Source organism: Pirellulaceae bacterium, assembly GCA_029243025.1.
In the GTDB taxonomy this organism is placed as follows: Bacteria; Planctomycetota; Planctomycetia; order Pirellulales; family Pirellulaceae.
Genome location: JAQWSU010000056.1, coordinates 69,754 through 82,618, shown reverse-complemented (window position 1 = coordinate 82,618; position 12,865 = coordinate 69,754). Strand labels below are relative to the sequence as shown.

Sequence of the window (12,865 nt, the reverse complement as noted above, 5' to 3'; positions counted from 1 at the left end):
GTAAGGTTTTTGAAAATGATGCGTATGTTTTTGGTCGTGGTCGTTCTGATGACAGCGGGCGATATGTTGTTTGCCGCCGACTATCGAGTGGAGATAATTAAAGACGAATTGCCGACGGAGGATCTGGCTACCAAAATTGCCGAACAGATTTCACCCGAAGGCCTACGCGTGGTTCGCGGTGAGAAACGCACCGTTTGTGAGATTTGGCCCTTAAAGAACTGGGATGTTGTCCCTGATTTCGAATCGACAAATGAACGGTTGTATCCATTTGAGCCAGGACAACTAATCGGTGTCCTGCGATTTCGGCGGCGTGGTAGCGATTTTCGCGGGCAACAAATCTCACGTGGTGTTTACACGATGCGTTTTGGCATGCAACCGGTCGACGGAAACCACGAAGGCACCTCGCCCACACGCGACTTTTTGTTACTGGTTCGGGCCGAGGATGATGCTTCAGTAAAACCCATGGCGGTCGACAAACTAATGGAATCCAGCGCCAACGCCGCCGATTCTAATCACCCCGCGATGCTTTGTTTGCAACGTTTGAGTGATAAGAAGGAAGTCAAGGCGCCTGGGATGCGTCATGATGCTGATCGTGATTGGTGGATGCTGCGATTTGCGAACAATGCCAAGACGGGAGAAAAACGGCTTTCGCTTCCTATGGAGCTTGTCGTGGAAGGCCATGCAGAAGAATAAATTTTCGCAACCTATTCTGTATATCCTGATCGCCATCATCGAATGCTGTTGGTTAATGCCTAATACAGCCCGATTGACTTGGGCGGAAGATGCCGGGAAGCAAGATCCTCTACCCAAGGGTGGGGCATCAGTTGTGAGAAAAAGTCCGTCTCGGGATTTTCAGCTGCAGTCGGTCCGAGGAAAGGTTGTCTGGTATGGCGAAGCCTTGCGCGAAATGTTGGGGATCAATACAGTAGAAGGGGAAACCGATCGCAGTCTCGCGATTGCCACGGACGACGGCCAGTTGCTGCCGATCATCGAGGATCTGCGGGGGAGGGCATTCCGATCCGATCAGCGATTGCGGCAGATGGACGTCGAATTACGCGTTCGGCGCTATCGGGCAACGCCTGGAATCCAAGTAATCCGCGTCTACGAATGGCGGGAGGGTCAGAAATTTCAGGTCGATTATTGGTGCGATATTTGTGCGATTGTGATGTTTGAAACCGGTCCCTGTGCATGTTGTCAGGACCATAATCGCTTGCGACAACGAAAAGTTGGGCAGGAGTGAGGATCGAGCGGGCTCGGGGACGCTTCACGGCTTCCGATTAGTTGTATCCGGACCAACACTCGATATAATCGTGCTCCGACTCTGTAAATCATTCCGTGCAGGCCACGATCCTTTTTTTGGGGCAATGCCATGGCAAAACCACCGACCGATAACTTCAGCCGCCGCTCCTTTCTGAAGGGCTCCGGTGCAGCAGCAGCTGCGACGGCTCTGACCGCGAATGTTGCCGCCACGGCGAGTGGGCAGGATGCGCCCGCTACCGTGATTAGCGAAAAAGCGACGGTGACGCTTAATGTGAATGGCGAAGATCACGAAATCACCATTGAACCGCGAACGACTCTTTTAGAAGCGTTACGCTATCACCTCGACTTGACGGGCGCAAAGCCTGTCAGTTTAGATGGCAGCAGCGGAGCCAGTACCGTGTTGATTGATGGCAAGCCCGCCATGGCATCGACAACGCTGGCGATCTCCACACGAGGTCGGAAGATCGAAACAGTCGAAAGTATGGTGGATGATGTCGTACCGAAAGCTTTTGTTGACCACGATGCGACCCAATGTGGTTTTTGCACACCCGGATTTGTTGTGGCAGTGCGAGCCTTTTTGAATTCCAATCCCAATGCGACAGAAGAGCAAATCCGCGCTGGATTAAATGGCAATATCTGTCGTTGTGGCACTTACGCGAATATTGTGCAGGCCGCCGTTCAGGTGGTGAAAGGAGGCGGCAATGGCTGAGACAACCTATAACTGGCCAGCGGCGAATAAATCATCGCTAATCGGCAAGCGAATCAAACGTTTGGATGGTCCGGAAAAATCGACCGGTACCGCAAAGTACACCTACGACGTGAATTTGCCCAAGCAATTGATCGTTCAAGCTCTTGGATGTCCTCATGCTCATTGCAAAGTGGTCTCCGTCGATGTTACTGAGGCAATGAAGGTACCGGGTGTTGTCCATGTGCAGCTGATGCGCGCACCAAAACAGGCTGGCGATGATGCAGTCGAAATTCGCACCCAAGGTGAATTGATTGCGGCCGTTGCTGCCGAAACGGAAGGCGCTGCTCGCGAAGGCGTTGAGAAACTTAATGTGAAATATGATTTGCTCGACGTGTTTGTGCTGGATCAAGATGTGGAGGCGGCGGAAGCTGCGGGACGCACTAAGCGTGCGGGCGGTAAAATCGAGTTGGTTTCCGAGCCGGATGACGATGTCGAAGATGAAGAAGCCTTTGAGGACGAAGAACTCCAACGCTTGTTGAATGAGTCGAAATTTGTCGTTGAAGGTTTTTACGGTATCGACGCGATTACCCACTGTTGCTTGGAGCCGCACGGATCCACATTACAGTGGAATGGTGACAAGCTGAATGTCTTCCTTTCAACTCAAAATGTTTCACGGACTGACGACGGATTCGCGGATGCGCTGGAGATTACAGCTGACGACGTCGACGTAACCTGCGAATACATTGGAGGTGGCTTTGGTAGCAAATTTAAGCCTGACTATTGGAGTATTGCTGCTGCTCAAATCTCCAAAGCGACAGGCCGTCCCGTCAAGTTTATGCTCGATCGAGATCAAGAATTGAAAATTGGTGGAAATCGACCTTCCGGTTTCTTGCAAGTTCGTCTCGGAGCTGATGAGAACGGCGTGGTGCAAGTTTGGGATTCGCACCACTGGGGAACGACCGGCTTCAATGGCGGAACCGTGAGCCAAAATCAAATTCCTTACGTCTACCAACCGCCAAACTTTCGGCGTCGAGCGACGGGAATCGAAACCAATAACGAACCGTCGGTGGCCTGGAGAGCTCCCAATCATCCGCAAGCCTGTGCAATCACGCAGACTGCCTACGATGATCTGGCTGCCGTGATGGGCATCAGCAGCCTCGATGTGTTCCTGCGTAACCTGAAAAATATTTCGGTGGACAAGCAGTTGCTGTATTTGGAACAGTTGGAAATCGCTGCCGATCGGATCGGTTGGGACGCGAATTGGCATCCGCATGGCAAAGGTCCGAAAAACGGCGCGGTTGTCGAAGGACTTGGTATCGGTATCCACACCTGGGGCGGTACTGCGAACACTTCCAGTTGTCTGTTGAAAATTCATCCGGATGGCGGTGTGGAGTCGTACTGCGGAACGCAAGATCTGGGGACCGGAACCCGCACGGTCTGTGCCATGGTGTTGGCCGAAACGTTTGGGTTGCCAATCGAGGCAGTTAAAGTCAATATCGGCCACTCGACCTACCCGTTTAGCGGCGCTTCCGGAGGGAGTACGACAGTGGGCGCGGTCAGTGAATCTCACCGCCGCGTGGGGCAGGACGCTTTGCAAAAACTGTTTGAGCTTGTGGCGAAAAAACTGCAGGTTCCTGCCGATCAGCTTCAAGCAGTCGACGGACGGATCGAAGTCGCAGGGTCGAATAAAGGGCTGGCTTGGAAACAGGCTTGTGCTCTGCTCGGTATACAACCGTTGGAAGTGACTGCCAATTATCAACGTGGTACGAAGAGCCCGTTGTCGAATACTGGCGTCGGTGGTGTCCAGATGGCCCATGTGGCCGTTGATACGGAGACTGGGGTCGTCAAGGTGAAACGATTTGTTGCCGTCCAGGATATGGGATTGGTTGTCAATCGGAAAACGGCGGAAAGTCAAATCTACGGTGCGGTGATCATGTCGATTGCAGCGGGTCTGTTCGAGCAACGTATTAATGATCCCAAAACGGGGGCCTTTGTAAACAGCGAACTTTCCGATTATCGCTTACCACGATTGGGTGACATTGGGGAGATCGTTGTCGAGATGTACGAACCGGAAAGCGAACGGCAACGTGGTGTAATCGGCCTCGGTGAACCACCTGCCATTAGCGGCGGTGCTGCGATTTCAAATGCGATCTGCAACGCGACTGGAGTTCGTGTTCCCATCTTGCCCGCAACGCCGCAACGAGTGCTCGAGGCGCTGAAGAAAGCGAGAGTCTAGCCATGAAGAATTTTGAATTTGCTCAGCCGAAAACTGAGGCGGAAGCATTGGAGTTGCTTTCATCGCAGCCAGGGCACACTGAATTATTAGCCGGTGGGACGGATCTGGTCGGATTAATGAAACGCATGGTCGTCACACCGCAGCGTGTGGTTGACATTGGGCGAATTGATTCCATTCGCACCGTTGACCGCGATCCTCTGGGCAATCTCTGGATTGGGACGGGGGTAAACCTGGACGATTTTCTTGGCAGCTCGCTGACCGATCCCTACCCGGCGGTTAAGCATGCAATCCAGGGGATCAATAGCCTGCAGTTGCAAGCGCAGGGGACGCTGGGCGGTGAACTGCTCCGTCGCCCTCAATGCTGGTACTTCCGAGATGGTCATGGTTTGCTGGCCGATGGCGGTAGGACTGTTGTGCAAGGTGATAATCGTTTTCATGCGATTCTCGGGAATCGAGGCGCTGCGAAATTTGTCAATGCCTCACGCTTGGCGCCAGCGCTGATCTCGCTGCAGGCCCAAGTCCGGATTTTGGGCCCTAACCCGGAGGATGAGTCGATCGTTTCATTGGAACGATTGTTTCAAACGCCAGGCAGCGAGACGGAACGAGAGAACAGTTTGTTGCCCAATCAGTTACTGACTCATCTGATTTTGCCACAGGATCAGGGAGAGCTCAGTGCTTCCTATGAAGTTCGGCAGGGCGAAGGTCCGGACGCTCCGCTGGCCGCCGCTGCCGCTACGTTCGCGGTCGCTGCCGGCGTTGTCCAGCATGCTCGTATCGTGATGGGACAAGTGGCCCCGACCCCCTGGATTTCTGCGGAGGCGGAAGCCGTGTTGACCGGCCAACCCGTCAATCAAGAAACTGCCAGGCAGGCTGGCCTGGCCGCTGTAAGGGATGCGATGCCACTGTCGGAAAACGAATACAAAGTTCAACTGGCCCAGGTTGCCGTGCAGCGTGCGATTTTGCGGGCCGCCGGACTCGATACGGGAGGATTTTGACGATGTCTTACCAGCGTTCATTTGATAATCTTGAGATCGTAAAGCTTCCCCCCTGCATGCACCTTCGCAGCAAGGAAATCTATGTCACAGGCGATCCTGATCCGATTGACCCCACCGAAGCGGGTGGTCACCGGTACAACTGCTGGTGCAACAAAACACAGCATGTTATCGGGCCCGACGAAGAAGTTGTGGTTCGCCAGGCGTGCACGGAAGGACGAGGTTGTTTCGTCGCTCGACCCTAGCAAGTTATTTCGCACATGGTCGTGGAACTTAGCGGTGAAGCGACTGGGTTTGCTCGTCGTCGTGCCTTTTCTGTTCCACGGATTGGTGACAACCTGCGCCGCTCAAAACCCAGCCCGGCCGAAGGCGGCGCCAGGCAGAACGCTGGGAGGCAAGCAACTATGGACGGACCATTTGGTCTTCCAGGGGTGGCGTATTCAGCGTTACGTGATCACCGGGCATCATCGCTTACTCGACGAACAAAATCGTCGGCAAGCTTGGGGGAGTTTCGAGCACTGCCGGAAAGAATTTGATCGTCTTCGCGGCTCGCTGCCGATTGCCAAGCTAAAACCTCGCGTTGTGATCACCTTGCACGGGCTGGGACGCTCCCGCCAATCCATGAAAGGACTGGGTGAATTCCTCAAAGCCAATGACGATGTTGACGTGGTAAATGTTTCCTATGCGAGCACTCGCGATGGGATTGCCGCCCACGCCAAAGCATTGAAGGATGTCATCTCGGGGCTCGATGAAGTGAAACAAGTGGACTTCGTCGGGCATAGCCTTGGGAATCTGGTGATTCGTCGCTATCTTCACGATCAATTGCAGGCGCGATCGCCTCATGTGGGGCCTCGAGTCGGGCGGATTGTCATGTTGGCTCCGCCCAATGGAGGTGCCCAAATGGCAGAACGTATGCAAAACATCGGTCTGTTTCATTTCTTGGTTGGCACCAGCGGATCTGAACTTGCTCGTGAATGGAATCTCGTGCAGCAAACGCTTGCCACGCCGAAACAGGAATTTGGAGTTATTGCGGGTGACGTCAACAAACCCCAGGATGGCAATCCATTGATCGATGGGCCCGATGATTTGGTCGTGAGTGTCGCAGAGACCAAATTGATGGGGGCTCGCGATTTTCTCGTTGTTCTCGCCATGCACACCTTCATCATGGATCAAAAGCCGGTTCGTGAGGCCGTGCTGATGTTTCTGCGCAACGGCTATTTTGTTTCGGAACAAAAACGTCGGCCTATCTAATCGTTGCTGGCCAGGAACTCTTATGCTGACGTCACACGCTATCGAAATTCGTGTTCGGTATAACGAAACTGATCCCATGGGATTCGTTCATCATGCGAATTATTTTACCTACTTCGAATTAGGACGCACCGAATTGTTGCGGGCTTCAGGAGGAAGTTACCGCCGCATGGAAGAGGAAGGATTGTTGGTCGTTGTGGTCAAGGCACTTTGTAAGTATCAACGCCCCGCGCGGTACGACGATGTTTTGAAGATTGAAACGCACGTCAAACGAGTTACAGCGGCCAAAATCGAACATGAATATTTGATTTTTCGGGATGATGAACCTTTGGCTCAGGCTCAGATCACGCTTGCGGTCGTGAATCGTGAGGGCGCCGTTCAGCGCATCCCTGAATGGATGAGCTTGTCCGAGTGAAGAGGTGGGGGAGAATTCCCGGCCGGCAGACTAGACTGAATTGCCCGCCAGCCAGCCCGTACTGAAGGCCGCCTGGAAATTGTAGCCACCAATCGGTCCGTCCAAGTCCAAGATTTCACCAGCCAAATATAGTCCAGCGACCAATTTGCTCTGCATGTCACGCGAATCAACTTCATCGCGAGACACGCCGCCTGCGGTGACCTCCGCCTTCTTGAATCCCAGCGTGCCGGCGATATCGATTGTTGTTGCCTTTATCGCACGGATTAACCGACCGCGTTCTTGTCGAGACAGTTCGGCCGCACGGCGTTCGCTGGGAATCGTTGCTGAGATGATGAGTTGTTCAATCAATCGTTTCGGCAGCGAGAGGGTTGAGAGTGTTGGGTGAACAAGGCGACCACCATCGTGGCGACATAAACGCTCTAACTCTTGTTCTGTTTCCTTTGCTGACAAGCGGGGCAGGAAGTCGCAGTTCAAAATGAGGTCCTTACGGTTGTCGGCGCGCGTGATTACGCGGCTGATATCCAAGACGACCGGACCGGATAACCCAAAATGGGTTAGCACCATTGAGCCACGCCGCTGGGCGATCGGTTTTTGCTTTCCATCGGAAGAAGGCTGCCCAATTGTGAGGCTTACGTCTTCAATCGTTACGCCGCGTAGCTCGTGAATCCAGCTTGAATCGGTCGTGATTGGGACGAGCGCGGGACGAGGTGGTACGATTGCATGGCCCATGGATTTTGCCCAAGCATAGCCGTCACCGGCCGTTCCACACTCCGGGTATGACTGTCCGCCAACTGTTAGAATTAATTTCTGGCAGTGAAACTGGCCCGCCGCGGAGCTGATTTCGAAGCCATCTTCCGTCGGGTTGAAGCTGCTGACCGCTGAATTTAAATCAAGTTGAGCTCCGGATCGGTGGAGTCGTTGTAGGAGTGCGTCGCGAACATCGACCGCCCGATCGCTGACTGGGAAAATCTTTCCGGTTGACTCGACTTTGGTGGCAACTCCTTCGGATTCAAACAGATCGACCAGATCGTCCGGACTCAAAGCAGCCAAGGCTGAATGGAGGAAATTACCTTGCTCGCCAAAGGCAGTCACGATTCCGCGTCGGTCGGTTGACTGGGTGATATTGCAACGAGTCCCCCCAGACATCAAGATTTTCACACCCGCTTTGCTGTTTTTTTCGAGCAGCCGGACTTGTTTGTCGCGTTCAGCCGCTGCGATTGCAGCCAGCAAGCCGGCGGCGCCTCCGCCAATCACGATGACTTCCGAGTAGGTGGGTGCGAATCGAGTGGCGGATGGCATGGCGGAGGGGACGGTTTCTAAGTTGCCGGCGTCTAAGTTGCCAGCGGGGATCTAGTCGAAAAAAACGATCGGTAGCGAACGGCTTCTGTTATTTGAATCGTTATTGGCGTGGCTTGACAGCAGGGGAAACCCGCCTCATGATGCCAAAATCCGAACAACCAGCAAACTGGAAACCCATTTGATGAAACGTCCTCTACTACTCTTCGATGTCATGGGAACCCTGGTTACCGAACCGTTTTTAGAGGCCATGCCCCGTTTTTTTCAGATGTCTTTGGAGCAACTTCGAGCTGAGGTGGATCCGACCGCTTGGATTGAGTTTGAGAAAGGTCGGATCGATGAACAACAATTCTGTGATCAGTTTTTCCGCGATGGACGCTCTGTCGATCCGCAGAAACTACGGCAATGTTTGCATGATGCTTATGATTGGCTTGACGGAATGCAGGCGTTGATGGTTGAGTTGCATGGGTTAGGTTTCCAGATACATGCTTTGTCGAATTATCCTATCTGGTTCGAAATAATCGAAGACAAACTCAAGCTCTCCCGGTATCTCGATTGGACGTTTGTCTCCTGCAAGACGGGATTTCGTAAGCCGGATCCAGAGTCCTATCGGGTGGTTGAACGCGAGTTGCAGATTCCCATGAACGAATGCTTTTTTGTCGATGATCGTCTCGGAAATGTCGAAGCGGCCCGAGCAGTTGGGATGGACAGCGTGTTGATTGACGATCACCACGGGGTTCGGGAGGAGCTCGTTCGTCGTTCAATCATCATTGCTTGATCCGCTAATCGGCCGTGTGCGACTCAAGATCGCTGAGGTCAACAAATTCTAGGGTTGATATGTGTGTGGCCTCGAGTACCACGGGAGGCGCCACGCCGGCTGCGAGGGCTTCCTTCCAGCGTTGGACACACAGGCACCAGCGATCCCCCGTTTTGAGTCCGGGAAAGGCCGCCATCGGATTGGGCGTGATCAGGTCATTGCCTTGATCGGCTGAAAATTTGAGGAATTCGTCCGTCATTTTTGCACAGACCAAGTGCAACCCCAGGTCGCCGGGGCCCGTGTTACAGCAACCATCGCGATAAAAACCTGTCATCGGTGAGGTGCAACAGACTTCGAGAGGTCGGCCGAAAATATTTGTCGCTTGGCTCATGCGTGGTTCCTCGTCTGCCTCAAATTTCTTCCGGGGGAGTCGTCGATGATAACAGTGTAGCCGGATCGAAGGCGCATGGGAATTCGGGTAAGTCGCTATCGGGTTTGCACCCGCGACCGCATGCGATTGGTGAATTCTTTCATGGCCAGCCGAGCACTCGTTGTTCTTGAGCGATCCATTCTGTGCTTGACGCAAATCCAGTTTGGAAGTTTAAAGGAGAGACACCAACCGATGTGTTGTTAGATGGCATGTCCAAACCGAGGAGACACCGATGGCAAATATGGTTTCGTCCACTCAAGGCTATCAGTTTCGATCGCAGTCGAACCGGCCAGTGAGTGAAATGGATTTACTCGAGGCCTCTTTGTTGTTTGCTGAATTAGCAAAAGTTTCCTATTTTGAGCGAGGCGATGTCGAGTGTATGGTCCAAGATATTGGTATCACTCAGGTTGAGTTTTACGATCGAGACGGAGCCCAGGCGTATTGCTTGGAGAATGAATCTGATCTGATCGTGGTTTGTCGGGGTACGGAGCCCGACGAAGTCAACGATGTGAAGGCCGATGTGAATGTGCTGACCGTTGCGGCTGAAACGGTGGGACGTGTCCATCGAGGCTTCAAATCCGAGGCGGATGATATCTGGCCGCAAATTGAGCAAGCGATCGCCGGTAAGCAAAAGCCCTTGTGGTTCGCGGGACATTCTTTGGGCGGTGCGATGGCGACAATTTGTGCAGGACGTTGTTTTCTGTCCGATGTTTCTTCGATGCCACGCGGTCTTTACACCTTTGGAAGCCCGCGGGTCGGGGACCGACGTTATATCAATTATTGCGATATCAAGCATTATCGCTGGGTCAACAACAATGACATCGTCCCTCGCCTTCCGCCCGCTTGGTTTGGCTATCGGCATGCTGCTGAGGAGCTTTACATCAACACGGCCGGAAAGCTCGCTAATCTGAAAGGAATCAGGCGAACGTTTGATCGTTTGCGAGGGCTCGCTCATTCATCGTTGCGATTCCGTGTGGATTATCTAAGCGATCATCCCATCGATCGCTACATCGAGCAGATTGCTGGGATGTAAGCCGATTCGCGGTTGGATCGGCGATCTCTGGCGATCAGGCTGGAACTCTGGCTAAAGCGATGCGAGTTGTGGTTTAGCGGCAGCGACCGAATGAAAGCAAGCGACGCTTGAAAATGCTCGCTCTTGGTCTGGAGTGACTGCGAACGGTCGATTCGCGAATGAACACGTTACGAAACTCGATCTGGCTATTGTGGTCGGTTAGCATGATTCGCCCCCATTTGTTTTTCCCGAATCCATCGACATCGGCAAATTTGCTCTTGGCAATTCGTGCATTCCATTCGGCCGATCCAACGCATGCTCGCGTGACCAATTGGCCATTGAGCCAATGTTCGATCCGATTACCGCATACCACGATCCGACCTTGGTTGAATTGTCCATAGGGGTGCAGATTGCCTGAGAATTGCGGATCGTAAACGTCGTAGAGCGAAGCCGTTTTCTGCTTCGGATTGAGCGTTGGAAACGCTTCATCGTCGAGCATTTGATATTCGCAGCCCAAAATTCGTCCGTCGAATTTCTTGACGCGATATTTGATCCCGCTGTTGCCAGCTTGGGAACTCTTCCACTCGAAGACGAGCTCGAAATTGCCGAAATCTCGATCGGTGATAATGTTGCCGCCACGACCGCTTGACGGGTCGAGCCGAACGGTGCCCTGGGAATTCTGCCAGCCGGATTTGACTGGTTTACCGTCCTGCGTTGTCCAACCGGCTAAAGTGTTTCCTGGGAAGAGTGGAGTCCAGTGCTGGGCGTTGGCGTGGTTCGCCAAGCAACAAGCGATAAATGCGTTGAGTAGCAGCATGCGTTTCATAGATGACCAAAACGGTAGGAGGGAGGGCTGGGTGAATTCGATCCCGCTACTGTAATCGGCAGAATTAGAAGGTTCCAGTCGCAACGGGCAGAGGAATCACGCAAGCGCTAACCCCTCTTGGCAGAATTACCGCACCCGAATGCGGGAAGCCGGCTGGAGACCGTTGGGGGGTGGTGAGCTGGTTGCCCTTACCACCCCAACAAAAACAAGTACAATGTATCGGTCTTCCGCCCTTCTTAGAGGGGCCTGCCGGTGCCAGTCGAAATAGAATCGACCTGATTTGAGTGCTCAGCTTCGTTGTCATCTGACATGGGCGGGCCGTAGCGGCAGTGAAAAAAACGACCTCCACGGACCGAAGATGATCAAGATAAGTAAGGGATTGGACCTCCCAATCGAAGGGGCTCCGAGTCAAAAAATTGACTCCGGACGACCATCCGGCCGCGTTGCGCTTGTTGCCGATGACTATCGAGGGCTGAAGCCACGACTGCTCGTTCGGGTGGGAGATCGGGTCAAGTTAGGCCAGCCAGTTTTTCAAGATAAAAATGTAGAAGGTGTGCAGTTCACTGCTCCCGGCTCCGGCCGAGTGTTGGAGCTTAATCGCGGAGCAAAACGCCACTTTCAGTCGTTGGTCATTGAGCTAGACGGTGATAAAGAGATCGAATTTGCCTCTTACGCCGACCGTGGCATGACGCAGTTGGGCCAAGACGAAGTACGCGCCAACCTTGTCGAATCGGGCTTGTGGACCGCTTTTCGAACCCGGCCCTTCAGTGCCGTACCATCGCCGAATGCCGTGCCCCATTCTATTTTTGTCTCTGCCATGGATACCAATCCGCTCGCTCCCGATGCGAGCGTAATCATTGCCGAGCGAGAGGGCGATTTTCAACGCGGTTTGCAGGTTATCTCCGTGCTGACGGAGGGTAAGACGTTTGTCTGTCTGGGTGAGAAGTCGGAAGTTCCGGATCCAAAAACAAGTCGGGTTCAAATTGAACGTTTTTCTGGGCCACATCCCGCGGGACTGGTCGGAACTCATATCCATTTCCTGGATCCGGTCAGCCTGGGCAAGACGGTTTGGTCGATCGGCTATCAGGACGTGATTGCGATCGGACAACTTTTTGTTACCGGCAGTCTTGCAGTGGATCGAGTAATTTCCTTAGCCGGGCCTGCTGCCCGCGAGCCCCGCTTGATCCGAACTCGATTGGGCGCATGCGTCCCGGAACTTGTCGTGGATGAATTGAAGTCAGAGTCGGTGCGTTTGATATCGGGATCGGTGTTGTCCGGTCGCGAAGCTGCTGGTCCTCAACAATATCTTGGTCGATTTCACCAACAAATCAGCGTCTTGGCGGAGGGTCGTCCCAGAGTACTGTTTGAGTGGATGCTCCCCGGTTCAGGGCGGTTCTCGGTGAAGAATGTCTACGCTTCGGCCGCGCGACGGGGGGAACGAAAGTTTTCGTTTACGACGTCACAGGAAGGAAGTCCTCGTTCGATGGTACCCGTTGGTGCCTATGAAAAAGTTGTTCCGCTCGACGTATTGCCGACCTATTTGTTGCGTTCCTTGATCATTGGGGATCTGGAGCAGGCGGCCGCGTTAGGCTGTCTGGAGTTGGATGAAGAGGATTTGGCTTTGTGTTCCTTCGTATGTCCGGGGAAATATGACTACGGTCCGATGCTACGAAAGTGTCTCAGCCAGATCGAGAAGGAGGGGTAG

The 12,865-nt window shown here is 53.4% G+C and carries 14 protein-coding genes; 11 read left to right on the top strand and 3 right to left on the bottom strand.

The window, feature by feature from the left end; translation table 11 throughout:
• Nucleotides 1-15: 15 nt before the first annotated feature.
• From P8N76_27780 to P8N76_27745, 8 genes are all read left to right on the top strand, one after another.
• Nucleotides 16-693 carry a hypothetical protein gene (locus P8N76_27780; GenBank protein ID MDG2385502.1) on the top strand — a complete coding sequence of 226 codons (678 nt, stop codon included), beginning with the start codon at nucleotides 16-18 and terminating at the stop codon, nucleotides 691-693.
• Entirely contained in the window at nucleotides 680-1,240 is a 561-nt protein-coding gene (locus P8N76_27775; GenBank protein ID MDG2385501.1) for a hypothetical protein, read from the top strand. The genes P8N76_27780 and P8N76_27775 overlap by 14 nt, the downstream gene beginning before the upstream one ends.
• 129 nt (nucleotides 1,241-1,369) lie before the next feature.
• Nucleotides 1,370-1,969: a (2Fe-2S)-binding protein gene (locus tag P8N76_27770; GenBank protein MDG2385500.1), complete on the top strand. Its 600-nt coding sequence runs from the start codon at nucleotides 1,370-1,372 to the stop codon at nucleotides 1,967-1,969.
• The gene (locus tag P8N76_27765) at nucleotides 1,962-4,184 is read left to right on the top strand and encodes a xanthine dehydrogenase family protein molybdopterin-binding subunit (protein ID MDG2385499.1); all 2,223 of its coding nucleotides are present in this window, start codon (nucleotides 1,962-1,964) and stop codon (nucleotides 4,182-4,184) included. Before P8N76_27770 ends, P8N76_27765 begins: the two co-directional genes overlap by 8 nt.
• 2 nt (nucleotides 4,185-4,186) lie before the next feature.
• Nucleotides 4,187-5,179: an FAD binding domain-containing protein gene (locus P8N76_27760; protein MDG2385498.1), complete on the top strand. Its 993-nt coding sequence runs from the start codon at nucleotides 4,187-4,189 to the stop codon at nucleotides 5,177-5,179.
• A gap of 2 nt (nucleotides 5,180-5,181) precedes the next feature.
• Nucleotides 5,182-5,421 (top strand): hypothetical protein, encoded by a 240-nt coding sequence (locus P8N76_27755; GenBank protein ID MDG2385497.1) that lies wholly within the window; start codon nucleotides 5,182-5,184, stop codon nucleotides 5,419-5,421.
• 34 nt (nucleotides 5,422-5,455) lie between these two features.
• Nucleotides 5,456-6,427: an alpha/beta hydrolase gene (locus tag P8N76_27750; GenBank protein ID MDG2385496.1), complete on the top strand. Its 972-nt coding sequence runs from the start codon at nucleotides 5,456-5,458 to the stop codon at nucleotides 6,425-6,427.
• 22 nt (nucleotides 6,428-6,449) lie between these two features.
• On the top strand, nucleotides 6,450-6,839 hold the full coding sequence (locus P8N76_27745) for a thioesterase family protein (GenBank protein ID MDG2385495.1): 390 nt from the start codon (nucleotides 6,450-6,452) through the stop codon (nucleotides 6,837-6,839).
• A 30-nt stretch (nucleotides 6,840-6,869) separates the two neighbouring features.
• Here the strand turns inward: P8N76_27745 and P8N76_27740 are convergent, their stop codons facing one another.
• Nucleotides 6,870-8,138, bottom strand: coding sequence for an NAD(P)/FAD-dependent oxidoreductase (locus tag P8N76_27740; GenBank protein ID MDG2385494.1), 1,269 nt, complete (start codon nucleotides 8,136-8,138; stop codon nucleotides 6,870-6,872).
• A 181-nt stretch (nucleotides 8,139-8,319) separates the two neighbouring features.
• Here P8N76_27740 and P8N76_27735 point away from each other — a divergent pair, with 181 nt between their 5' ends.
• Complete coding sequence (locus tag P8N76_27735; GenBank protein ID MDG2385493.1) at nucleotides 8,320-8,913, top strand: HAD family phosphatase; 594 nt, start codon at nucleotides 8,320-8,322, stop codon at nucleotides 8,911-8,913.
• A gap of 4 nt (nucleotides 8,914-8,917) precedes the next feature.
• Here the strand turns inward: P8N76_27735 and P8N76_27730 are convergent, their stop codons facing one another.
• The gene (locus P8N76_27730) at nucleotides 8,918-9,283 is read right to left on the bottom strand and encodes a DUF2237 domain-containing protein (protein ID MDG2385492.1); all 366 of its coding nucleotides are present in this window, start codon (nucleotides 9,281-9,283) and stop codon (nucleotides 8,918-8,920) included.
• A 271-nt stretch (nucleotides 9,284-9,554) separates the two neighbouring features.
• Between P8N76_27730 and P8N76_27725 the strand changes: the two genes are divergently transcribed.
• Entirely contained in the window at nucleotides 9,555-10,355 is an 801-nt protein-coding gene (locus P8N76_27725; protein MDG2385491.1) for a lipase family protein, read from the top strand.
• Between the two features lie 73 nt (nucleotides 10,356-10,428).
• Here the strand turns inward: P8N76_27725 and P8N76_27720 are convergent, their stop codons facing one another.
• The gene (locus P8N76_27720) at nucleotides 10,429-11,160 is read right to left on the bottom strand and encodes a DUF1080 domain-containing protein (GenBank protein ID MDG2385490.1); all 732 of its coding nucleotides are present in this window, start codon (nucleotides 11,158-11,160) and stop codon (nucleotides 10,429-10,431) included.
• Between the two features lie 358 nt (nucleotides 11,161-11,518).
• Here P8N76_27720 and P8N76_27715 point away from each other — a divergent pair, with 358 nt between their 5' ends.
• On the top strand, nucleotides 11,519-12,865 hold the full coding sequence (locus tag P8N76_27715) for a Na(+)-translocating NADH-quinone reductase subunit A (GenBank protein ID MDG2385489.1): 1,347 nt from the start codon (nucleotides 11,519-11,521) through the stop codon (nucleotides 12,863-12,865).

Coding starts and splice junctions, on each gene's coding strand:
- P8N76_27770 (MDG2385500.1), top strand. CDS start 1,370: ATGGCAAAACCACCGACCGATAACTTCAGCCGCCGCTCCTTTCTGAAG.
- P8N76_27765 (MDG2385499.1), top strand. CDS start 1,962: ATGGCTGAGACAACCTATAACTGGCCAGCGGCGAATAAATCATCGCTA.
- P8N76_27760 (MDG2385498.1), top strand. CDS start 4,187: ATGAAGAATTTTGAATTTGCTCAGCCGAAAACTGAGGCGGAAGCATTG.
- P8N76_27740 (MDG2385494.1), bottom strand. CDS start 8,138: ATGCCATCCGCCACTCGATTCGCACCCACCTACTCGGAAGTCATCGTG.
- P8N76_27745 (MDG2385495.1), top strand. CDS start 6,450: ATGCTGACGTCACACGCTATCGAAATTCGTGTTCGGTATAACGAAACT.
- P8N76_27780 (MDG2385502.1), top strand. CDS start 16: ATGATGCGTATGTTTTTGGTCGTGGTCGTTCTGATGACAGCGGGCGAT.
- P8N76_27715 (MDG2385489.1), top strand. CDS start 11,519: ATGATCAAGATAAGTAAGGGATTGGACCTCCCAATCGAAGGGGCTCCG.
- P8N76_27755 (MDG2385497.1), top strand. CDS start 5,182: ATGTCTTACCAGCGTTCATTTGATAATCTTGAGATCGTAAAGCTTCCC.
- P8N76_27720 (MDG2385490.1), bottom strand. CDS start 11,160: ATGAAACGCATGCTGCTACTCAACGCATTTATCGCTTGTTGCTTGGCG.
- P8N76_27725 (MDG2385491.1), top strand. CDS start 9,555: ATGGCAAATATGGTTTCGTCCACTCAAGGCTATCAGTTTCGATCGCAG.
- P8N76_27735 (MDG2385493.1), top strand. CDS start 8,320: ATGAAACGTCCTCTACTACTCTTCGATGTCATGGGAACCCTGGTTACC.
- P8N76_27775 (MDG2385501.1), top strand. CDS start 680: ATGCAGAAGAATAAATTTTCGCAACCTATTCTGTATATCCTGATCGCC.
- P8N76_27730 (MDG2385492.1), bottom strand. CDS start 9,283: ATGAGCCAAGCGACAAATATTTTCGGCCGACCTCTCGAAGTCTGTTGC.